This is a genomic window from Chryseobacterium sp. HNCC26DJ238 (assembly GCF_057180465.1).
Genome location: NZ_JBXUGI010000007.1, coordinates 15,940 through 39,671, shown reverse-complemented (window position 1 = coordinate 39,671; position 23,732 = coordinate 15,940). Strand labels below are relative to the sequence as shown.

The following is a 23,732-nucleotide window of genomic DNA, read 5'->3' as shown; positions in this document are numbered from 1 at the left end:
TTAATTATTTAAATTCGTTAATATTAAGTGTTTTAGGCTGTTGAGCTTCATGCTTGTGCTCAGTTCCTTCATATAAATAAAGGTTTCTAAACAAAGCAGATCCTAATTTAGTTTTTGGAAGCATCCCTTTTACAGATTTTTCCAATACTTTTAAAGAATCTTTCTTTAGAAGTTCAGTAGCCGTCAGAGACTTCTGACCTCCAGGATATCCTGTATGCCAGATATAAGTCTTGTCTGCCCACTTGGTTCCGGAAAGGGTAACTTTCCCAGCATTCAAAACAATAACATTATCACCACAATCTACGTGAGGTGTAAAGTTTGCTTTGTGCTTACCTCTCAAAATCTTTGCAACCTTAGAAGCTATTCTTCCTAAAGGTTGTCCTTCAGCGTCTACTACAACCCATTCTTTATTTGCAGTAGCTTTGTTCGCTGAAACAGTTTTGTAACTTAATGTATTCACACGTTTTAGTTAAAGATTAAACATAATTTCCCCGATAAGGGTGTGCAAAGGTACAAATTAATTTTGGAACACGAAAACATATTTCATTTAATGCATTCTCATCTGCTTTTTCTCAACAATCAGAAATTCACACACATACTCCTATAACATTTCAGTGACCGTTAAAGACAGAATTTATAATTTCACATATTGAATAGCAAAGTTACCGCAATGCTAAATTTCTTTAAACATTTTGGCTAAATCTTAATGTCTGTTATTAAATAATTATATTTGCGTCCATATCCAATAATCATGAGTCACGGAAAAACCAGAGAAGACAAAACATGTCTGAACTGTGGACAAAAAGTTGAAGACAGATTCTGCAGCCACTGCGGACAGGAAAACACTGAACCAAAGCAGCCTTTCCATTATCTTTTTACTCACTTTATTGAAGATTTTACGCACTACGACGGACAGTTCTGGAAAACCATTAAAAATCTCCTTTTCCGGCCGGGAAGATTAACAGCAATCTATTTAGAGGGAAAGAGACAATTATTTGTCCCTCCGGTTAAACTCTATATATTTATAAGTTTTGTTACTTTTTTTATGTTTTCTATTTTTCCGCTGGTCAATCTCAGCTCAGCACATCAGGAAAATACTGTATCCACAGCCAGGGATGCTGCTAAAAAAGACAGCATTAACAAAATCGTTTCGGTAAAATTAAAGGAAGCAATAAAAAAAAATCAGAAAAATTTTTCCGGAGAAGACTCCATTCAGGCTGAGAAAATCAATAAAGCAATTCTTGAAAGTGCCAGAATGAATGAGCTGAACAATGAAATCAATCTGGATAATGGCATTGATCAGTCAACCGTTATATCTGGTGCTAAAAACCGCAAACAGTATGACTCAATTGTTGCCAAAAACCCCTCCTTCGGCTACAAGCTTTCCTCCCCGTTTGTTCATAAATTTTTTGAACTTAAAGAAAGCGGAATATCCAAGAAAGAAATATTCCAGAAAATCTATGAAGTATCTTTTCACAATCTTCCTAAAGCGCTGTTTCTCTATCTTCCTGCGTTTGCATTATTCCTGTGGGTCTTTCATACCAAGAAAAAGTGGTGGTATTTTGACCATGGGGTTTTTACCCTTCACTATTTCTCATTCCTGTTGTTTGTGATTACGCTCATCTCTGTATTGATTCACTTACAAAGACTATTAGATCATAGCGGTTTTTTTAACAGTCTGATCAACATATTTTATTACCTGCTTGGAATATATAGTGTTGCCTATTTCTTCATTGCCCATCACAGAGTATATCACTCCCATGGTATAGTCAGTTTTATCATCGGAACTTTTCTGCTCTTTATCAATTTCTTTGCCTTTTGTTTTTTACTAGTTGCCCTGGCAATGATCAGCTTCCTGATGATTCATTAAAACATGGATTGATTACGTTTGAAAAAGTTTTATTTATTTTCTTAAAGATTTGCTTGCCCTGAAGCTCGCAATCATATAATAAGCAACAAAAACCGTTGAGAATTTTAAAATGGCGGGGATTGCAAGCTCAAGATCAAAAATAAGTGAGCCGACCAAAACCAATAATCCCATTGATGCAAAAGAAACAAGCAGCTTCTGAACCAAAGTAAACTTCGGCGTATCAAGGTAATAGGATAAACCCCAGGCTAAGCCAAAAGCAATCGCATAAAAAACATCCAGGGCAATATTTTCACTGCTCATGAAAAAATAATTGATAACGAAACTGAGAACCGTTCCCATCGCGAAATACATGAGTGCTTTCTGCATACCATTTTTTATATGATGCAAAAATAGCTAATTTATTTTGAGAAGGATACGGTTCAATTCATATGCATTCCAGTTTTACCAATCACACCTGATGATCAGAAAACTTAAACAGGAAATATATAATTCTGATTATTTCTTTAAGCATATAAAAATCAGCACCTTGAATATTTAAATAAGTTTTTAATTTATTATTATATTTGGAAGCTTAGAAACTTTCTACAATTAATATGGAAACCCAAAAATATACTCCAACAAACAAAGTAAGAATTGTGACTGCAGCTTCGTTATTTGACGGACACGATGCGGCCATCAATATTATGAGACGTGTGATCCAGGGAACAGGATGTGAAGTCATCCACCTTGGTCATGACAAATCCGCTGAAGAAGTCGTAAATACTGCTATTCAGGAAGACGCCAATGCGATTGCCTTAACTTCTTATCAGGGCGGACACAACGAATATTTCAAGTACATTTATGATCTTCTAAGAGAAAAAAACTCACCACAAATCAAAATTTTCGGCGGCGGCGGCGGGGTGATTCTTCCTGAAGAAATAGAAGATATCATGTCTTATGGAATCGACAGAATTTATTCTCCAGATGACGGCCGGGAACTCGGTCTCCAGGGCATGATCGATGATCTGGTTAAAAGATCAGATTTCGCAACAGGGAAAGAGGTGACAGAAGCTGACTTAGAATTAATTAATTTTGAAAACTCGATCAGTATTGCCAAAATCATTTCTGCTGTTGAAAATTTCTCAGAAGAAAAACCTGGTCTGGTAAAAGCTATTGACGAAAAGTCAAAAGACCTGCATATCCCCATCATCGGGATTACAGGAACAGGCGGAGCAGGAAAATCTTCTTTAACAGATGAGCTGGTAAGACGTTTCCTTCGTTCCAATACAGATAAAAAAATTGCGATCATTTCCATTGATCCATCAAAAAAGAAAACAGGAGGCGCATTGCTGGGAGACAGAATCCGGATGAATGCCATCAATGATCCAAGAGTGTATATGCGTTCTATGGCAACGAGAGAAAACAATGTTTCTGTTTCCCCGTTCATTCATTCAGCATTGAATGTACTGAAATTAGCCCACCCCGATGTGATTATTCTGGAGACTTCCGGTATCGGACAGTCAGGTTCTGAGGTTTCAGACTTTGCGGATGTTTCGATGTACGTAATGACTCCTGAATACGGAGCTTCTACACAGCTGGAAAAAATCGACATGTTAGATTATGCAGATCTGGTAGCTTTAAATAAATCTGACAAACGAGGAGCTCTTGATGCCCTTCAGGCAGTAAAAAAGCAGTTCCAGAGAAACCATCTTCTTTGGGAAAGTCCGTTGGATGACATGCCTGTATACGCTACAAAAGCTTCCCAGTTCAATGATCACGGAACGACAGAACTGTTCAACCGGTTAATTGAAAAAGTTAACGAAACCGTTAAAAAAACCGGTGGTGACAATGCTGTACAGTTTCAGGGATTTATAGAGCATGAAATCACAGAGGAAGTAACCATCATTCCACCAAAAAGGGTACGTTATCTATCTGAAATTGTCGAAAACAACAGACAGTACGATGCCAATGTTGAAAAACAGGCAGCATTAGCACGAAAGATGTATCATATTGAAGGGGTTAAAAGTTTTCTTTCCAACGAGACTTTAGACGATGAATATCAGAAGGCAGAGAAAGACCTTCAACAGGAAAACATTGACTTTCTGAAATCCTGGGCTGATACGAAAGAGGCTTTCAAAGCTGAGTTTTATTCCTATTTCGTTCGTGGAAAAGAGATTAAAGTCGAAACCTCAACAGAATCTCTATCCCATCTGAGAATTCCAAAAATTTCTTTACCCAAATATACCGACTGGGGAGATCTGATTAAATGGAAGGGTCAGGAAAACCTTCCGGGAGGATTTCCTTACACCGCAGGGATTTACCCTTTTAAAAGAACAGGAGAAGATCCTACGAGGATGTTTGCCGGAGAAGGTGGCCCGGAACGTACAAACAGAAGATTCCATTACGTTTCTGCAGAGATGGATGCAAAACGTCTATCAACTGCATTTGACTCGGTAACTTTATACGGACAGGATCCTGCCCTGCCACCGGATATCTACGGTAAGATTGGAAATGCAGGAGTATCAATCGCCAGTTTAGATGATGCTAAAAAACTGTATTCAGGATTTGATCTGGTGAATGCAATGACGTCGGTTTCCATGACCATCAACGGTCCGGCTCCGATGCTGCTGGCTTTCTTTATGAATGCTGCGATCGATCAGAATGTTGAAAAATATATTGCTGAACACAAGCTCGAAGCAAATGTTGAAAAAGCCTTAAAAGCAAAATTCGATGATAAAGGTTTGGAAAGACCAAAATATAACGGAGAATTACCTCCTTCAAATAATGGTTTAGGTTTAAAATTATTAGGTCTTACAGGAGATGAAGTAATTCCTGCTGAAGCCTATGCGGAGATCAAAGCCAAAACCATTGCAACGGTTCGTGGAACGGTTCAGGCAGATATTTTAAAAGAAGACCAGGCTCAGAATACCTGTATTTTCTCTACTGAATTTGCCCTGAGACTGATGGGTGACGTTCAGGAATATTTCATCACAGAAAAGGTGAGAAACTTTTATTCGGTATCCATCTCAGGTTATCACATTGCAGAAGCCGGAGCAAACCCGGTTTCTCAGCTAGCCTTTACTTTGGCAAACGGATTCACCTATGTGGAGTATTATTTATCCAGAGGAATGGACATTAATGATTTTGCCCCGAATTTATCCTTCTTTTTCTCCAATGGTATTGACCCTGAATATTCAGTGATTGGCCGTGTTGCAAGAAGAATCTGGGCAAAAGCCATGAAACTGAAATACGGAGCAGACGAAAGAAGCCAGATGCTGAAATATCACATTCAAACTTCCGGACGGTCACTTCACGCCCAGGAAATTGATTTCAATGACATCAGAACAACGCTTCAGGCATTGTATGCGATCTATGACAATTGTAACTCACTCCATACCAATGCCTATGATGAGGCGATTACCACACCAACAGAACAGTCAGTAAGAAGAGCAATGGCTATTCAGCTGATCATTAATAAAGAACTCGGTTTAGCTAAAAATGAAAACCCGCTTCAGGGTTCATTCATCATCGAGGAACTGACAGACCTGGTAGAAGAAGCCGTATACACAGAATTTGACAGAATTACCGAAAGAGGCGGTGTGTTAGGTGCTATGGAAACGATGTACCAGCGTTCAAAAATCCAGGAGGAATCAATGCATTACGAATGGCTCAAACATACAGGAGAATATCCGATTATCGGCGTTAACACCTTTCTTGGAAAAGACGGTTCTCCAACAGTTCGTCCTGGCGAAGTTATCCGTTCGACTGAAGAAGAAAAGCAGGTACAGATTGAAACCCTTCATAATTTCCAAAAATCTAATGAAGACAGATCGGAGGCTGCTTTAAAGACCTTACAGTATGCTGCTATCAATCAGCAGAATCTATTCCATGTAATGATGGATGCGGTCAAATACTGCTCCCTTGGACAAATCACCAATGCCCTGTTTGAGGTAGGTGGTAAGTACAGAAGAAACATGTAGCCCGTATCCGGATTGGCATTTTTTAAATAATGGCCGTGGAAATCACTCCACGGTCTTTTTATTCATCATCATCTGCTATTGTAGCAATATCAATTCTGATATAATATTATATTTTACTTTTTCTTCAGTTGACATTTGCAACAGGTAATATTTAACTCTAATTCTGTTTTCACCTTGAAAGCTTTTATCCGATACCGCATCATCATTCAAAATTAAATTATTTACATCATCCACTATATTGATTGGTATCCTGATAAACATCCATCATACATACTTTGTTTAAACAATATCCATAACCGCATAGATAATCATTAGCATTTAATATTTTAAAAACAAATCAAACAGTAAGGAAATTTACCTGATGTTTTTACTTAATTTTACTCTCATATAAATTTCAAATGACAAAATACATTTTCTTTATCGTAGGAATTATTTCCGTCGGACTTTTTAATGCCCAGGAGGCAGACAATAACCTTCAGGGTTATTTCATGACCCAATCCAAAGAATCTTTATATTCTTATTTTGCCTTTGACGGTAACGGAAAAGTGGATATCGCAGGATATGGGAAAGGCGATTATTTTGTAAAAAATGATTCTGTCGTGGTTTTTCCTGATAAAGACATTTTTATATTTAAAATTTCTAAAAACCGTTTGACGGGGAACTCTGTATGGGTAAAAAACACTAAATGGGACCTGAAAAAAGACAGTATCGCCGAAAACAACAGGAAAGATGATGCTCTGGCGAAAAAAAACGCACAACTCCTTGCTGAATATTATCGCAAAACAAGAAAGAAAAACAATGATCTTGAAAAACTTTTTGACGAAAAAGCAATGGAAAATTACAAAAAGATCATTGATGATTTGTGTAACAGAGGTCTTGCCAAAGCCTGTATGGAAAAATTCGGATTGATGGTAATGGATGATCTTGGCGGTATGGGAGCCGTACTCAGCAATAAGATAAAAAAGCCTCAACAGAATCCTGAAATCATAAAATTGGGACAGAAAATTATAGGTATGGGTGAAATTGAAGGACATACCGTTTTAGGAAGCTACTACTATACTCTTGGAGATAAAACGAAAGCTGAAAAAGAATGGCAGAAAGCAACAGATAAAGGAAGTATGAAGGCCGGATTAGCACAGATAGAAGCAGAAATGGCAGAAGCAAAATAAATTGTTTTTTTTACTTAAAAAACACCTTTTAACCTCAGAAAAATTCTTTGAGGTTTTTTTAGTTCTCACAAACTAATGATTAAATTTATCCGTTAGTACTATATTAAATTTAACCTATGAAAGATAGCTTTACAAAAATACTGGTCTCACTAGCAGTCTGTCTGACTTCATTTTTATCCGCTCAGAAAAGAACCGAAGCGTTCACCATAACTGTTCCTTCTGAAAAGATCGATAAGAGCTATTACAAAAACATCAGGCTGATTGATGAAAGGACAGATACAACTTCATTGGGAATTGTTCAGCAGGGAGGGTTAAATGCCAAAGCGCGCGTAGTTCCTTCAACAAGCTTATCAAGCCAGTTTCAGAGCATTTTAAACGGCATTAATAATGAAAATGCAGAGGGTGGGACTTTGGTTTTATATCTTAAGCAGCTCTATTTTGCGGAAGTGACTTCAGCATTTACCGAGCATGGATATTGCTATTTCCAGGGTTTTCTGTTTTCACAAAACAACGACGGCACCTATTCGCTGCTTGATAAAACCGACACGGTTATTGATCACAAAGCTGCGGATGTCACTAAAGAAACACTTAGAAAAGGAAGTGAGATGCTCAGCGACTTTATCGTAAAAAATGCAGGCAAGAAACCGGAAACAACGAATCATTATACTTTTGAGGAACTTAAAAACTATGATAATATCGATAAACAGGCAATCAGTTTATATAATTCTGCGATACTGAAAGACGGTCTTTACAGGGATTACTGTTCTTTTAAAAACCAGCAGCCTCAGCAGGAAATTACCAATGTAAAATTTTACGGGAATCAGCCGAAAATTCATAAAATATTCGAAACTGCTGACGGAAGAGAGAAGGAGATCAGGAAAGATGATATTTACGCTATTGTTTATCAGGGTGAACCTTATATTTACCTTCCGATCGAAAATCTTTTTACCAAAGCCGAGAAAAGAGATAATGATTATTACTTTACAGGGAAGATAAGATCAACCGGATCTAATGTGGGAAAAGTTACCATAGGAATGTTTTTCGGTGTGATGGGAGCATTGATTGCCTCTAATCCTGCATATCCTTTTGAACAGAAAATTGACTATATCAATGGTGGGTTTATTCCTATGAAAGAAATTCAGAGTAAAAGATATTAAATTTCAGACCCAGCTATTACCCGGAATTACTTTTAACGTATGAAACAAAAAGCCGTCTTCAACTGGAGCAGTGGAAAAGACTCTGCCCTTGCCTTATATAAAATTTTAAAAGAAGACCACTTTGAGATCGCAGCTCTGCTGACGAGTATCAATAGTGACTTCCAAAGGGTCTCAATGCATGGAGTTCAGGTTTCATTACTGGAAAAGCAGGCCGACAGCTTAGGATTTCCTCTTATCAAAATGGAAATCCCCAAAGAACCAACCATGGAAGAGTATGAGAAGATGATGTCTGAAACAATGTCACAGGTTAAATCTCAGGGGATCACTCACTCTGTTTTTGGAGATATTTTTCTGGAAGACCTGCGGACGTATCGTGAGAAACAGTTGAGCTCTGTAGGGATGAATGCTGTTTTTCCTCTTTGGAAACAAAACACTTCAGACCTCATCCATGAATTTTTAGATCTGGGATTTAAAACCATTATCACCTGCGTTAATGAATCATTCCTCGATAAAAGTTTTGCAGGAAGAATAATTGATAATGATTTCATTCGTGATTTGCCAGAAAACGTTGACCCATGCGGAGAAAATGGAGAATTTCATACTTTCACTTTTGACGGTCCTATCTTTACAAATCCGATCGCATTTGAAATTGGAGAATCGGTTAAGAAAACCTATCCAAAACCAAAATCTGATGAAAATAAAGACGATGAAGACTATATTTTCTGGTTTCGTGATCTGATCTCAAAATAATAATTAAAAGATTCCGTTTTCTTTTAAACTGAAAACGATGAGGCCTTATCTGAAAATTGAAAATCCCTGTGAAGAATCTCCGGAAAATATGCATGAGATCCCGGAAGGAAAATTTTGTGACCTGTGCTCAAAAAAAGTAATTGATTTTTCGGATCTGAATAATTCTGAGATCTCAAAAATTATAGCAGAAAACCGGGATGAAAAAATCTGTGGTTTTTTTATAAGAGCCCATTTAAGAATCCCGTAAAGGAAGTAAAAGAAATTCCCGCTTATTCAGGAAAAAAAAGCTTTTCTACAATTGCTGCCGGTTTAGCTCTGACCGCAGGTATTATAAATTCTTATCCGGCACAAATAAAACATCCTGTAAAAAAAGAATTGCTGGCTTCCACTAAGTCAGTAAAGCAAAACGACAGAGAAAAAACTAAAACCGATGAAGGGAATTTTATTATTTCAGGCAGGGTTGTTTCAAGTGATAAACAGAAGCCAATTGCTGCGACAGTAAGTTTTGTCACTATTCTGAAGGTTTACACTACTCAGACAGATAAAGACGGAAATTACTCATTAGAAGTTCCTAAAAAAATATTGAAATATGAAAGCCTTTTGGAGTTTAGTCCTGAAGATTACATCTATGACAGAAAACTGGCAATCTACACCATCGAAAATCTTGGAAAAAAGCAGTCAGTACGATTAGATTATAATGGCCTTGATAAAATGATGGGCGATATAGTACTTAGCCCACCGAATGCTACGGAAAAGTCTCTTGTTATTTTGGACGGTAAAAAAATAGATCCAGAATTATTCAACCAGAGTTACTGGATGCATTATAAAAGATACGACCTGTATTATATTCCCAGAGAATTTGTAAAGTTTTTTACAGGCAAAGAATCAATGAAAGACCTTTACATTGTTTTTGTAAAGCCTGAGCAACTTTGATAAACACAATTAGCAATATTCACTGATAATCTTTGAATTTATTTCATATTTACCTGCACATTAACCCCGTTTACCTCAAAATATTTTTTGATCTTGCTATAGATTTTACATTTGTTGTGTAAAATAATATAACAATGAAAAATTTCAATCTTTTCAGAAAAATACTTTCAGTATTCTCACTACTGTCTGTCATTTTTTCCTTTGCGCAGACCGCAATTAAAATCACCTACTACACCGGAACAACTCAGGATTACAACATAGACACTACCGGAAAATTATATTTTTCCGGCAGCAGTCTTATGGTTAAGACAAGCTCAACGGCAAATAATGTTCTGATCCCTACCAACATTATCAGAAAAATAACTTTCAACAATGCTTCATTAGCCACTGAGGAAACCGGACAGAAAAAACCGCAGATCAGACTTTATCCGAATCCTGCATCTGATTTTATAAAAGTTTCTTCTATTCGAAAAGAAAAAATGAATGTAAGAATATATTCATCAACAGGGAGTCTGGTTATAAACGGAATTTTTCAGCCTGATCAAGAAATCAATATCAGTAGCCTTACTCCAGGTTTTTACCTGGTACAGGTGAATGAGACAACCCTTAAAATGATCAAAAAATGAGCAAGCAATTTTATCTCATCATAGCACTTCTTTTAGCATTTGGATTAAAAGCACAGCAGAATATTGTCGTTCATAATTCCGGAAATGTGATGTTTACCTCATCGGCTTCTGCAGTAGACAGTATTAAATTAGACACCAACTATTCTAAATTTAAACTTTCCGGCAATTCTACAGTTTTAGATATCCCCAAAACTGTTATTGACAGCCTGACCTTTACCTCAAATACGGTCACAATGACTAAAATTTATATCATTTATAAAGGGACGGAAAATGCAACCATTATCAATCCTTATGCAGCTCAGGGAGTAAATATCACGGCTGTCGGGGGAATGGTAAATGTGGTTTCAACGGCATCGATTAGTAATTTAGAATATAATTTACTGGGTACAAGCACAGCAGGAAGTTTAACAATGAGCTCTACTCTCCCTGCGAGTTTTGTAATGAATAATCTTAACATTACAAATACTTCCGGACCTGCAGTTAATATTACGGGTGGACAGACCCATACCTTTACCATTCAGGCAGGCACAATAAATTCGTTGACAGATGGTTCTTCAAGCACAAAAAACGGGACATTACAGACAGATGGAAAAATAATTTTTACAGGAACAGGAACGTTAAATATAAAAGGTGTAAAAAAACACGGTATTTCTACTCCGACATCAATTGAAGTTCAGAACGGAACGGTGAAAGTCATTTCCGCAGCGTCAGACGGATTTCATTCCGAAGGCTTTACTATGACTGGTGGAGCAGTACATATTACCGCTACGGGAGACGCTATCGATGCGGGAGACACTGCGATCTCAATATCAGGAGGCAATGTTACTGCCAATTTAGCGTCAGCAGATGTAAAAGCTGTTAAAACAGGTACTTCGACCATTACCATTTCAGGAGGAACCATTAATCTTACTTTGACCGGAACCCAGTCCAAAGCAATCAGTGCAAAAGGCAACATTACGGTAAATGGCGGAACTATTACGGCAACTCTCTCCGGAGCAGCTGTTCTGACAGCTTCAGGAAGCGGTTTTGACCCTTCCTATTCTACAGCCGTAAAAAGTGATGCAAATGTGATCATCAACAGTGGAGTCTTAAATATAAGTTTAGCTTCAACTGCAAATGGTGGAAAAGGAATTTCAGCTGATCAGAACATAACAGTCAACGGAGGATCTGTAACGGTTACCACGGCAGGTAACGGAGCAACCTATACCAATGCGGCAGGAGCCTTAGACTCGTACTCATCTTCTGCAATCTCTGCTGATGGAAATCTTTTGATCAATGCCGGCACGGTTACCACTACAAGTTCGGGAACAGGAGGAAAAGGTTTAAAAGCAGACGGAACGGTTACGATCGGAAGCACAACAGGTAACCCTACTCTGCTGATTAAAACAACAGGGACAAGATTCCTGGTTTCAGGAACAGATTACAGCCATCCAAAAACTCTGGTATCAACAGGAGCTATTACGATTAATAATGGAAATAATACATTCAACTCTACAGATGACGGAATTCACTCTGATGCATCGGTCACTGTCAATGGTGGAACAAATACGGTTTCAGCGATCTCTTCAACATCAGGAGTCGGTGAAGGCGTAGAAGCTCCGATTATTACTTTTACAGGCGGCGTAAGCAATATCACAGCTTCCAATGACGGCATCAATGCAACTTACGGAACGGTTGCTGGCGGAACGGAAGCCAATGACAACAGCCATCTGTACATCACGGGAGGAATTGTAATTGTTGCAGGAAGTGATGCTATTGACAGCAACGGAAATATTACCATTACCGGTGGTACCACCATCGTGAACGGGCCAACCAGCCAGCCTGAAGAAGGAATCGATTATAACGGAACCTTCCTGATGAATGGCGGACTGCTTATCTCTGCAGGATCAAATTCCAATATGACCAAAGCAATGAGCACATCTTCTACCCAGGTAGGAATGTTCTTAAAATCGACAGCTCAGCTTTCAGCAGCGTCAGTTCTACATATTGAGAATGCTGCAGGAACAGAAATGGTAACATTTAAACCTAAAAACGGGGTCTACTATTATCATTTTTCAAGTCCTGCCTTATCACAGGGCACAACTTATAAGGTCTATTACGGAGGAACCTATACGGGAGGAAATTTTACAGGAGGCTCTACAGGATGGGGAATGTATACGGGAGGAACTTACTCAGCAACAGGTGGAACTTTAAAGAGTACGTTTACATCTTCAGCAACTGCTAAAGTAAATACAGTTTCATTTTAACAGATATTTTCATTCATTTTTTTGTAAACCTCTTAAGTAAAATTGAGAGGTTTTGTTTATTTTTGAGATGATCAAATTCCTATTTTCAAACAACACAAAATGATTAAAAAAATCTCTGAGCATTTATTATTTCTTTTATTCATCATCAGCCTGGCTGCCTGTCAAAAACAGGAAATTACAATACCTGTAGATAAAAAGGCTGTAGCAGATTCCGCAGTAACTGCCTATCAGAAAAAACTGTATAAAAGTCAGATTGACTCTGTCATTGCAAAGTATAATTTCAATGGAAGTGTTGCCATTTTTAAAGACTCTGAAGAAATATACCGGAAGAACAGTGGTCTTTTTTACTTTGAAAACAAAAAAGCAATTGATAATCAAACCATTTTTGCCATCGGATCAGTGAGTAAACAGTTTACTGCTGTTTTGATTTTACAGAAAATGGAAGAAGGCAGGCTTACTCCTGAAGATAAAGTTTCAAAATACTTGAAGGAATTTAAAACCAAAGATTACGAAGACATCACCATCCATCAGCTCTTAAATCATACTTCAGGCCTCAGTTTTTTGGGGCAGAAACTGATGTTCCGGCCCGGGAAAGGTTTCTATTATTCCAATGAGGGATTTAATGCTCTAGGTGAAATTATCGAAGTCGTATCCGGCCGGTCCTATGATGAAAATATAAAGGATTTATTTAAAAAAACCGGAATGAAAAGTTCGTCAGCAGGTAGTCATTTTAGTAATGTAAACTTTGCAGGCGCATACCTGGGAGATAAAAAAAATTACGACAAAATCCTTAATATGCCCGGAAGACTGGGAAACAGAGAAATCGGAATTGCGGCAGGCGGAATCCTTTCAACAGTAGATGATCTGCATCTTTGGAACCTCTCTCTTTTCTCAGGAAAAGTAATACAACCTGAAACTTTAAAAAAATTCTTAGCTAAAAGTGCCGTGAGAAGTCATCCTGTTTTTGGCAAAATGGGTTATGGATATGGGATGATGATGAACATCGGAGATCCCACGGTTTATTTTCACAGCGGATATATAAAGGGCTCACCGTCCCTGAATATTTATTATCCGGAGACAAAAACGTCGGTAATTATTCTTTCAAACATTGCTGATGAATCAAAAGGTAAAAATGCCATCTTCAAACCCCATATTGAGATTAAAGAATTTTCAGATCTAATGGAGAGTTAATGTAAGAGTCTCTTATATTTAATTTATTTTTACGATATGAAGAAAAAGTATTTCATCGCCATTTATCCTCCACAGGAAATCACTGATGAGGTTAAGGTTTTCAAGGAAGACCTTTCTTTAAATTTTAATAATTCCAAGGCGTTGAAAAATGATGCTCATCTTACATTGATCCCTCCCTTCGACAGAGAAGTAACTTCAGAACATGATATTTATAAAGCATTTCAGAAAATAGACACAGATATTATACCTTTTGAAGTTACATTAAATGGATTCGGCAGTTTTGCCAATCCGAAAAATCCTGTAATTTATATAAAACCTGAAAATAACCAGCACCTTAAAACTTTATATATAAAAGTGAAAGAACAATTCAACTTTCAAAATCATCCTTTCAACCCTCATGTAACTGTAGGATATAGCGATCTCGTATGGGAAAATTATTTGAAGGCATGGGAAATTTATCAGCATAAAGAATTCAAAACGAAATTTACCGTTGACAAGATTTCACTGCTCCGGCACGATGGGAAATGGGTTACTATTGATGAAAAAAAATTAGATCATTCATGATCCATTTAAACACATCAATCCGGTACGAAATATTTTAAATTTAATTTTTAAATATTCAGAATCTTTCAGCCTGCTATTCAGATCTTTTAATTCTGCGGTTTCCGGAAGAAATGCTGACATCAATTTCATTGAGTCATATTTTAAATAAACTTCTATTAAAATTCAGAAACCCTTATCTTTGATGCAATGATTTCAACAGAAAAAATAATTTTAGGTATTGACCCGGGAACTGCTATTATGGGTTTTGGACTTATTTCAGTAAAGAAAGGTAAAATGGAAATGATCTCCATTCATGAACTGATTCTGAAAAAATATCCTAACCATGAAACAAAACTTAAATATATTTTTGATAAAACTTTAGCTTTGATTGATGAATTTCATCCTGACGAAGTTGCTCTGGAAGCTCCTTTTTTCGGTAAAAATGTACAGTCGATGCTTAAATTGGGACGCGCTCAGGGGGTTGCCATGGCGGCGAGTCTACATAGAGACATCCCGATTACCGAGTATTCTCCAAAAAAAATAAAAATGGCAATCACCGGAAATGGTAATGCCAGTAAAGAACAGGTTGCAGGGATGCTGAAGAGCCTTCTTAATCTGAAAGAGTTCCCTACAAAATACCTTGATGCTTCTGACGGACTGGCCGTGGCCGTATGTCATCACTTTAATTCTGGCACAATCGCTGATACTAAGTCTTATACAGGCTGGGAAAGCTTTTTGAAACAGAATCCTGATCGGTTGAAATAGATTGTTTCCGCTGATCAAAAGATTGCTTAAGAAAAATCATTTAGTAAAATCTATAAAAGAAAGAGTCCGTTTCAGAATTACCTGAAACGGACTCTTTACTATTTCTTCTGAACACTGAAGGATCATATCCATCAGTTTTGATTAAAATTTTAGAATTTAATTATTCATGAATTTTTTAGAAGTACTTTTATCTTTGATTGAATAATTGATAATATAGCCTCCCTTCTGCAACTCCTGATTGATCTGAACGTTGTTGCTTTTCGAGTTTCCTTTCTGAATGAGTTTGCCGCTCATATCAAAAATCTGATAATCTCCAAAAATCTCATTCTGATTTCCTACAAGCTGCAATTTATTTTCATTTTTTAAATAAATAATTTTAGTTTCCTTGGTGCCTGAAGTTTCAGAAGTTGCCAAAACATCTAAAATCTTTACTGCGTAATCTTCCATTTGCCCATACTGCAATTGAGAGCATGCTGTAAAATCAGGTAGGGATACTCCATTGAATGTTGCTGCATCTACTGCAATTCTCATTCTCAGGTACGTATTTTTAACCGCTGCTACAGGCGGAGTAATATTACTGGTACTTGTAACTGCTGCACCGGCATTTACTGACGACGTTGAATTTACGACTAATTCGGAAGACTCAAAAACACCGTTGTTATTATAATCAATCCAGGTTTTAACTCTGAACTGATTATTTTGTGCAAAACCGTTCATAAAAGTAATTTTCAGAGGTGTTGCTACGGTGGATGACAGATCTGTAAAGTAGGCAGGTCTTATGCAGGTAGGATTTGCATAATCTTCATAAAACTTAGGATTTGCCTCATCAGAATCATAACCATTGGTAAGACTGCTGATTGAACCCATAACTACTCGATACGGCCCCACTGCATAATTATTATTGGTTGGATGTAGAATTCCTGCGGGATTACATTGAGCAGCAATTACCGAAACCGGAGAAGTAATCACTGTTGAAATATCTTTTCCTGCAGTGGAATTCAGAAGATTTTTTCTGTTTTCCATCATTAAAAGTACTGCTCTGTCCCTTTGACCTTCCGTGAATTTACGTTCGATATTTGTATAATTCATGATATTATACTGGGTCCCGTCATAGTTTACTCCTGTACATGGATCTATACTGTTGTTCGTAGGGACTGAAACACCATACATACTTCTTGAGGGCGATGTATCACAGACTCTATCTCCGTTAGTTGTACAGTTATTGTTAACAGGACATGCATTCTGAACTGAATAATCCACTCCCTCAAAAGTGTGGTATAACCCAAAAGCATGACCTAATTCGTGCGTTAATGTAGTATCATTTGTATTTTTGATTGTGGCAACCTTCATAAAGCTTTCATAATCGAAATCATATGAATTTGGAAATCTTGCATATCCCATCAGTCCATAAGAAAGTTGCTGCTGACCGTCAAATCCAATCACAACATAAATATTAAAGTAAGAGTTTTCCGGCCAGTGTGGTGCAAGCTGTGTTTTGATTTCATAATCACTCACACCGCTATTACTTGTAGCCCCTACACCTGCAGTATCATATCCGGCAAGCGTACTTCCATTATATCTTATGATTCCTGTAGTAGACTGACAATCAGGCGACCTTTTAGCCAAAACAAGTTTGAATGGGATGACGGCGCCCCCGGTTGGTCCTGAGCCTTCAGCATAAAACCCGTTACCAAATGTTGTCGCATACATTTTATTAGCCCTGTTAATCCAATTCGTTATTTCCAAATCAGTTACTGTCAGATTTGAATTGGCAGTTGCCTGAGATTCGATTACATGTACAACGACAGGAATCTCATAAAGCTGACCTGTATATAACCCGTTCCATGAAGTGGTAGCTCCAACCTTATTCAGATAGGACTGCTTTTCAATTGCAGCCAATTTTATCTCAGTCTCTTCTCTCTGCTTTTTTAATTCAGGGTATTTTCTATCCATCTTTTTCATGACATCATCAAAACCACAATATTTATCATGATTTTGTGAAAATGCATTGATAAAAAACAGAACGACTAAAAATGTACTGATTCTTTTCATATTATTATTTTTAAATTTTTCGTTGCAAACGTATTATTTTTTTATGAACAATCATAGAATAATTTTATTAAAAGGATTAATTATTTAGTTTATACAATTTAAATATGACAATATACTGATTATCAAAACACTATATGTTAAATTTGAATTACTTGGTAAAACATATTACTATCTGTAACATTGGTATGGTTTTTAATACTAATTTTGTATAAATTTTCAAGAATGAAAAATAGCCAACAAACTATAAATCAGAGCAGTCATAAAATCAATGGGTTTCAGAAATTCCTGATGATCTGCTCAGGAGGAAATATTCACATCCTCAGAAAAACACCCAGTGAATGGAATAAATTTTCAGGAATCGGAGGAATTGTACTTTTCACGGCAATTTTTGCAACCCTTTCTGCCGGATATGCAATGTATACCGTTTTTGATGATCTATTGATTTCCGTAGGGTTTGGAATTTTATGGGGGCTTATGATCTTTAATCTGGATCGTTATATTGTTTCATCCATCAAAAAAACCGGAACATGGTGGAATCAGATTTTAATGTCAATTCCAAGACTTATCTTGGCAACTTTTTTAGGAATTATAATCTCTAAACCTCTAGAGCTCAAAATATTTGAAAAAGAAGTTAATAAACAGCTGAATACAATTATTCAGAGGAATAAAAAGCAGCTTCAGGGTGAAATGAATGGAAGGATCTTACAACAAAGCGGCCCCTTCGATACAGAAAAAAAACAAATTACTGATAAAGTTGCGCAATATCAGAAATCGTATGATTCCGCCGCCGTTGAACTGGAAAAAGAAATCCTGGGAAAGCAATCAGGATTAACAAGCGGGAAAGAAGGTTTCGGTTCAAATGCAAAACGTAAACAGGAACTGAAAGAACAGCGAAGAAAAGATCTTGAGAACTACCAGAAACAGAGTGCTCCGCGACTGGAATATCTGGACAAAGAAATATCAAAGGTGTACACTAATCTCGAAAAAGAAAGAAAATCTACCGAATCCATCGAAGATAAATTCAACGGATTTGCAGCCCGGCTTCAGGCACTGGATGAATTAGGGAAAAATTCTGCAATCATTGCAACTGCGGCTGCATTTATTATGGGTCTTTTTATCTGCCTTGAAATTTCACCGGTTTTGGTTAAACTGATCTCTCAGGTTGGCCCCTATGATTACCTTCTTGAAAAAACTGAAAACGATTTCAGATTGTATTCCAAGGAGAAAATTGAAAAAGGAAACGCTGTAACCGATTTCCGGATTGATGATTTTAAAGATAAATTAAAATAAAAAATATTACAAAGAACAATTCAAAAAGAAAGCGGACATTCAGATGAATGTCCGCTAAATAATGTTTAAAATCAAACTTATTTCTTTATAAACTTAAGATTATTACTTACCTGTCCATTATTCCCTTTATCGGTGATAATGTAAACGCCTTTAGGTAGTGAGTTTACGGTATGTTCACGCCCTTTAAGGTTGCTCAGAATAAGCTTTCCTGATGCATCGTAAATATTACCATTCTCTAAATCAGCAGATAATTTAAGTGTATTTCCAACAGGATTTTCTAAAATATAAATCTTATCATTTGTTTTAAGATTATCTTGTACAGAAAGAACTTCATTTGGAAGGAGAATCTTTTTAAGGAAAATATTATTCGTATTATTATTTCCATAAAACAAATTATAAATACTTCCATTGGGATGCACCAAAGCATCTGAATATGACTGAAAACCAGCCGAATTTGGAATCGTCATTGTAAAAGTACCTCCCTGTCCAAATCCTGTATTTACAGCACCATTATAATTCAATCTTGTAAAAGTATGATCAGTTTGCGAACCTGAACTGTTATTGGCATACAGAATTACACTTCCTCCTGGCTGAAAAAGTATATCTGCAGGATAAAGCTGGGTAGATAATGAAACTTTCCCATTGGTTCCGAACCCTGCAGAGGGAGCAAGATTGGAATCTAATTTCAGCAATTCGTGAACGGAAGAATTATTCTTATCGATGTAAAAAGATGAATTATTTTGATAAACTCTTCCTGTCACATAATTATTTGAACCCGAAATACCTGCATTTTCATTTATCAGCTTATATAAAGTCCTGTTGCTACTGTTATTTGCCGGATGTCCATCGATATAAATAGTATCTCCATTTACATACACATCATTAATTTCAAATGTAATTGTTCTGATTCCATTTGTTCCATAAGTTGTATCAAGGCTTCCGTTTGAATTGAATCTCATCATGTAGTTAGGGCCATAAGTAAGATATTTTCCTGATGATAAAAGCCTAAAGTCGGCAGGAGCATTATCAATATCAGTAGTCGTTGTCGTCCATGGATTAGTGAAAGAAGTATCTGGGGTACCATTGGCATTAAGTCTCATTAAATTTAATGTAAGGGATTCAGGATCAATACCATTATCGAGCTGACTTCCGTATGCAAAGAATAATTTACCATCGTTTTGAACTAAAACCTTGGAGAAACCTTCAAAATAATTGGTATTTGCATAAAGATCCTTGGTAAAAACACCAGCAGTTGCAAAGGTTTGATCTAAAGATCCATCAGCATTTAATTTTAAAATAACTGCTTTTTTGGATGTAGCGCTTTCAAAGCTTCCACTGAAAATCATTTTTCCGTCCGGTAAAAGAGTAGTTTAGAAAAACGATCCTTTTTCTGCATGTGTTACGGTGCCATTACTTCCAAAATTAGTATCGACCGATTGCAAAAAACCAAATTGAAGACCTAATAAAATTCCTAAAGAAAGGAAAGATTTTTTCATATATTTTTTTTGTAAATATATGTAATAAATATACTATCCAAAATACCACAAGTTTGTGATTTTGGGACAACTCATTTCAGACACAGAAAAGGACTAAATAACTGAAAGTCAAAATTTATTTTACAAAAGTGTGACTTTTTTGATAAAAACATAATAAAAACCAGATATTTAAGAAAACGAAAAGATCAGTTAATTACGTATTTTAACAAGAATCGCCGGTTGCAATGCGACCGGCGATTTTATTGGTTTAAAACTGTTTATTACTGTAATTTCTATGAAAGTTTTTACAAAGAATAATTTGGAGCCTCTGAAGTAATAATAACATCATGCGGATGAGATTCTTTCAGCCCGCTTCCTGTAATCATTACCATTTTGGTATCTTTCTGTAAAGCTTCAACATCTTTTGCTCCGCAATATCCCATTCCGGCTCTGAGACCTCCTGTCAACTGAAAAATTACATCTTCCAGTTTTCCTTTATGCGGAACCCTTCCTTCAATACCTTCCGGTACAAACTTCTTGGCTTCACTCTGGAAATATCTTTCTTTACCACCTCTCTTCATTGCAGAAAGACTTCCCATTCCCTGATAAGCTTTGAATTTTCTTCCCTGGTAGATAATTTCCTCTCCCGGAGATTCATCAGTTCCGGCTAAAAGTGAACCTACCATTACCGCTCCTGCCCCACTAGCGATTGCTTTAACGATATCTCCTGAAAGTTTAACCCCTCCGTCAGCGATTACGGTAACATTTTTAGATTTAGCATATTCATAGACATTGTAAATTGCGGATAATTGTGGAACTCCTACTCCTGCAACAACTCTCGTTGTACAGATTGATCCGGGCCCCACACCAACTTTAAGTACATTGGCTCCGGCTTTAATCAGATCTTTTGCAGCTTCCGCTGTTACAATATTTCCTCCTACAAGATCCAGATCCGGATATGCTTTTCTGATTTCTGAAATTTTATCTAAAACGCCTTTAGAATGCCCATGCGCAGAATCAATAGCAATAATATCAACGCCGGCTTTCACCAAAGCAGCGATTCTGTCCATTGTATCTTCTCCAACTCCAACTCCGGCACCTACGATTAAACGCCCGTTGTCGTCTTTATTTGCATTGGGGTACTCTAACTGGTTATCAATATCTTTAATAGTAATTAAACCAACCAGCTTATATTCTTTATCTACAATCGGAAGCTTTTCAACCCGGTTTTTCAGAAGAATTTCTTTTGCTTTTTCCAGATTCGTACTTTTATCAGAAGTAATCAAATGTTCTTTGGTCATGATTTCTTCAACCTTCATATCAAGATTTTCCTGATATTTCACATCTCTGTTGGTAATAATTCCGATTAAAACATTATCCGGATCTACAACAGGAAGACCGGAAATTTTATATTTAGCCATGGTTTCTTTAGCCTGGGCCAAAGTATGATCTTTTGTAAGAGTCACAGGATCAGAGATCATCCCGTTTTCTGAACGTTTTACACGGTTAACCTGCGCAGCCTGCTCGGCGATCGTCATGTTCTTGTGTATAAAACCTAAACCTCCGACCCTTGCCAGTGCAATAGCCAGTTCGCCTTCCGTAACAGTATCCATCGCAGCAGAAACTATTGGAACATTAAGCGTGATTTTATCGGTAAGTCTTGATTTTAAAGAAACCTGATTAGGTAAAACTTCTGAATAAGAAGGTACGAGAAGAACGTCATCGAAAGTGATGGCTGTCTCTACAATTTTGTTATGAATAGACATCTTTACTTTCTTGCAAAATTAAGGCTTTTTAATGAGATACAAAAATCCTTTTTAATAGTTTAAATAAAACTTAACAATCAATAAATTTCATTAAAAAAGCTGCAATCTTTGTAGATTTCAGCTTTACAATATTAAATAGGATATGATGAAATTATTTGTCTGAAACGCTGGTGATCATCTTTGAAATATCATCAGGCGTGAAATTTCCTTTTACATCGACAAAAACCAAATCTTTATCTGAATTTACGGTGATCAGCATATTCCTGATGGACTCCCCTTTTTGCTTTACCCTGATGTTCACATTATTCCCGTCATGTTTTATCGTTGCCCAATCTTCATAACTGTTATCATTCAGATAATTGGCATAATCATTCAGCATTGCTTTATTTCCATTTTCTACAGTTAGTATTTTTATTTTTGATACTTTCTTAACCATTTGATAAACAGCTTCGCCATCTTTATCTTCTCTCAATGCTTTTTTAATAAAGGGCTTAGCTAAAAATACCGGTACATTAAAACTTATAAACCTTGCTCCCCTGTAATCATAATCTGAATTTGAGAAAAATGCCATATTAGGTCTGTGCGATACAACACAGGACTGCGTCATAAAAATTGCACCGATCAGTAAAAAAAGTATTTTAAAAGTTTTCATGATTATATTTTTTTAGTTGATTGAAGAAAGGCTTCCGCCGGACATTTTACTGATATCAGAATTTATCTTAGGATTTCCTCTGTATCTGACTGATCCGCCAGAAGACGCCTTTACGCTCATTTTATCTTTTACACTGACTGAAGCACTGCTTCCTGATGTAGATTCCACTTCAACTACATTGAAATGAAGATTTTCGGCTTTAACAGTAGCTCCACTGCTTACGTCAATCATTCCGATGTCAGCATTTCCTTCGATATTGGCACCGGAGCCGCTTGAACTTTTTAATACAATCTTACCTGAAGTAACATTCAACTTCAAATTGGATCCTGAGCTTACATTTAAATCTGATGTATTATTGACTGTAAAATTTCCTGATACACTTGACCCTGAAGATGCATCAATTCTCATATTATTTTCTCTAATTAAATTCACTACGGTGAAATTTGCTCCTGATGATGTTTTAATATTATCCATTCTCGGAGAAGAAATATTGACACTCAGGTTTTTAAATTTTACCTTTTTAGCGCCTTTGTTGTCAATATATACTTTCAATACACCATTTTCAACTTTAGTGATGACATATTGAAGTTTATCAGAATCTGCCAGAACTTTCAGACTCGTTTGATTTTCCTGTTTGAAAACTACATTCACACCGGTACTTACTTCAATCCCTGAAAATTCACCCACATTTCTGGTTTCTCCATTTAAATACGACGAATCATTTCCTGAATTAAAACTGCTTCGAACAGTTGATGCACTTGACGAACTTGTTTTGGTCTCACTGGAATTGATAATTTTATTCACATCATCCATTGACAGTTTACCATCAAGCATGACCAGGATATTTTCACCGTTTCCACTGTCAATTCTTAACAGAATATCTTCGAGAATTCCGTTTTTTGCTTCGGAAGAAAGAAATTTGATCTTGCTGTCTCCATTTTTCACAGACATCATTTCGCTGTAATTCATGTTTTTAAGATACGAGGAGATCTCTTTATTCAGCAGGATCAGATTATCCTGAGTTTTTCCACCCTCAGAATTTTCAGTAATCAAAACTTTAAGTCCGTTGATTTTTGCCAGAAGAGGTTTAATCTGATCTAATTCAGAATCAGCAATATTTAGGTTGCTGAGCATCCCGAACATAGGTTTTGCAATTTTGATAGAGGTAACTCCTTCCACTTCCTGATACTTGTCAAAAAGCTGGTCTAATTTTTCTTTCTGCCCGTACACATTGAAAAAATGAGTAAATGCGAGCGCAAATATGATGAATATTTTTTTCATGACTTTA

At 36.6% G+C, this 23,732-nt stretch carries 20 protein-coding genes and 1 pseudogene; 13 read left to right on the top strand and 8 right to left on the bottom strand.

Features of this window, described 5'->3' with window-relative positions; translation table 11 throughout:
- Positions 1-4: 4 nt before the first annotated feature.
- A complete protein-coding gene (gene rplM / locus AC2A07_RS08220) occupies positions 5-460 on the bottom strand; it encodes a 50S ribosomal protein L13 (protein WP_314495277.1) in 456 nt (151 codons plus the stop codon).
- Between the two features lie 288 nt (positions 461-748).
- Between rplM and AC2A07_RS08215 the strand changes: the two genes are divergently transcribed.
- The gene (locus AC2A07_RS08215) at positions 749-1,870 is read left to right on the top strand and encodes a DUF3667 domain-containing protein (protein WP_484050108.1); all 1,122 of its coding nucleotides are present in this window, start codon (positions 749-751) and stop codon (positions 1,868-1,870) included.
- A 33-nt stretch (positions 1,871-1,903) separates the two neighbouring features.
- Here the strand turns inward: AC2A07_RS08215 and AC2A07_RS08210 are convergent, their stop codons facing one another.
- Positions 1,904-2,236 carry a hypothetical protein gene (locus AC2A07_RS08210; protein WP_484050002.1) on the bottom strand — a complete coding sequence of 111 codons (333 nt, stop codon included), beginning with the start codon at positions 2,234-2,236 and terminating at the stop codon, positions 1,904-1,906.
- A 227-nt stretch (positions 2,237-2,463) separates the two neighbouring features.
- On the opposite strand from AC2A07_RS08210, the gene AC2A07_RS08205 reads away from it, so the two are divergent.
- The 11 genes from AC2A07_RS08205 (at position 2,464) to ruvC (ending at position 15,209) form a co-directional block, all read left to right on the top strand.
- A complete protein-coding gene (locus AC2A07_RS08205) occupies positions 2,464-5,829 on the top strand; it encodes a methylmalonyl-CoA mutase family protein (RefSeq protein WP_484050001.1) in 3,366 nt (1,121 codons plus the stop codon).
- Between the two features lie 398 nt (positions 5,830-6,227).
- Positions 6,228-6,998: a hypothetical protein gene (locus AC2A07_RS08200; protein ID WP_484050000.1), complete on the top strand. Its 771-nt coding sequence runs from the start codon at positions 6,228-6,230 to the stop codon at positions 6,996-6,998.
- A 116-nt stretch (positions 6,999-7,114) separates the two neighbouring features.
- Positions 7,115-8,155 carry a hypothetical protein gene (locus tag AC2A07_RS08195; protein ID WP_484049999.1) on the top strand — a complete coding sequence of 347 codons (1,041 nt, stop codon included), beginning with the start codon at positions 7,115-7,117 and terminating at the stop codon, positions 8,153-8,155.
- A gap of 39 nt (positions 8,156-8,194) precedes the next feature.
- A complete protein-coding gene (locus AC2A07_RS08190) occupies positions 8,195-8,905 on the top strand; it encodes a Dph6-related ATP pyrophosphatase (RefSeq protein ID WP_484049998.1) in 711 nt (236 codons plus the stop codon).
- 37 nt (positions 8,906-8,942) lie between these two features.
- Positions 8,943-9,152, top strand: a complete 210-nt coding sequence (locus AC2A07_RS08185; protein WP_314495263.1) for a hypothetical protein — start codon at positions 8,943-8,945, stop codon at positions 9,150-9,152.
- Between the two features lie 128 nt (positions 9,153-9,280).
- Positions 9,281-9,838 carry a carboxypeptidase-like regulatory domain-containing protein gene (locus AC2A07_RS08180; protein ID WP_484049997.1) on the top strand — a complete coding sequence of 186 codons (558 nt, stop codon included), beginning with the start codon at positions 9,281-9,283 and terminating at the stop codon, positions 9,836-9,838.
- Positions 9,839-9,972: 134 nt separating this feature from the next.
- Positions 9,973-10,464 carry a T9SS type A sorting domain-containing protein gene (locus tag AC2A07_RS08175; protein WP_484049996.1) on the top strand — a complete coding sequence of 164 codons (492 nt, stop codon included), beginning with the start codon at positions 9,973-9,975 and terminating at the stop codon, positions 10,462-10,464.
- Positions 10,461-12,710 carry a carbohydrate-binding domain-containing protein gene (locus tag AC2A07_RS08170; protein WP_484049995.1) on the top strand — a complete coding sequence of 750 codons (2,250 nt, stop codon included), beginning with the start codon at positions 10,461-10,463 and terminating at the stop codon, positions 12,708-12,710. The genes AC2A07_RS08175 and AC2A07_RS08170 overlap by 4 nt, the downstream gene beginning before the upstream one ends.
- 99 nt (positions 12,711-12,809) lie before the next feature.
- Entirely contained in the window at positions 12,810-13,901 is a 1,092-nt protein-coding gene (locus AC2A07_RS08165) for a serine hydrolase domain-containing protein (protein WP_484049994.1), read from the top strand.
- 36 nt (positions 13,902-13,937) lie between these two features.
- Positions 13,938-14,465, top strand: a complete 528-nt coding sequence (locus AC2A07_RS08160) for a 2'-5' RNA ligase family protein (protein ID WP_484049993.1) — start codon at positions 13,938-13,940, stop codon at positions 14,463-14,465.
- 189 nt (positions 14,466-14,654) lie between these two features.
- Positions 14,655-15,209 (top strand): crossover junction endodeoxyribonuclease RuvC, encoded by a 555-nt coding sequence (gene ruvC / locus AC2A07_RS08155; protein WP_314495586.1) that lies wholly within the window; start codon positions 14,655-14,657, stop codon positions 15,207-15,209.
- 156 nt (positions 15,210-15,365) lie between these two features.
- Here the strand turns inward: ruvC and AC2A07_RS08150 are convergent, their stop codons facing one another.
- Positions 15,366-17,261, bottom strand: coding sequence for a zinc-dependent metalloprotease (locus AC2A07_RS08150; protein WP_484049992.1), 1,896 nt, complete (start codon positions 17,259-17,261; stop codon positions 15,366-15,368).
- A 222-nt stretch (positions 17,262-17,483) separates the two neighbouring features.
- Here AC2A07_RS08150 and AC2A07_RS08145 point away from each other — a divergent pair, with 222 nt between their 5' ends.
- Complete coding sequence (locus tag AC2A07_RS08145) at positions 17,484-18,551, top strand: DUF4407 domain-containing protein (protein ID WP_484049991.1); 1,068 nt, start codon at positions 17,484-17,486, stop codon at positions 18,549-18,551.
- Between the two features lie 77 nt (positions 18,552-18,628).
- Here the strand turns inward: AC2A07_RS08145 and AC2A07_RS08140 are convergent, their stop codons facing one another.
- The 5 genes and pseudogenes from AC2A07_RS08140 to AC2A07_RS08120 all read right to left on the bottom strand — a co-directional run bounded on the left by AC2A07_RS08140 (position 18,629) and on the right by AC2A07_RS08120 (position 23,725).
- Entirely contained in the window at positions 18,629-19,582 is a 954-nt protein-coding gene (locus AC2A07_RS08140; protein WP_484050107.1) for a T9SS type A sorting domain-containing protein, read from the bottom strand.
- Positions 19,583-19,612: 30 nt separating this feature from the next.
- A pseudogene (locus AC2A07_RS08135) lies at positions 19,613-19,906 on the bottom strand (hypothetical protein); the annotation flags it as partial.
- 425 nt (positions 19,907-20,331) lie between these two features.
- Positions 20,332-21,792 carry an IMP dehydrogenase gene (guaB, locus tag AC2A07_RS08130; protein ID WP_484049990.1) on the bottom strand — a complete coding sequence of 487 codons (1,461 nt, stop codon included), beginning with the start codon at positions 21,790-21,792 and terminating at the stop codon, positions 20,332-20,334.
- A 151-nt stretch (positions 21,793-21,943) separates the two neighbouring features.
- Complete coding sequence (locus AC2A07_RS08125) at positions 21,944-22,444, bottom strand: DUF4252 domain-containing protein (protein WP_484049989.1); 501 nt, start codon at positions 22,442-22,444, stop codon at positions 21,944-21,946.
- A 12-nt stretch (positions 22,445-22,456) separates the two neighbouring features.
- The gene (locus AC2A07_RS08120) at positions 22,457-23,725 is read right to left on the bottom strand and encodes a GIN domain-containing protein (protein ID WP_484049988.1); all 1,269 of its coding nucleotides are present in this window, start codon (positions 23,723-23,725) and stop codon (positions 22,457-22,459) included.
- Positions 23,726-23,732 lie beyond the last annotated feature (7 nt).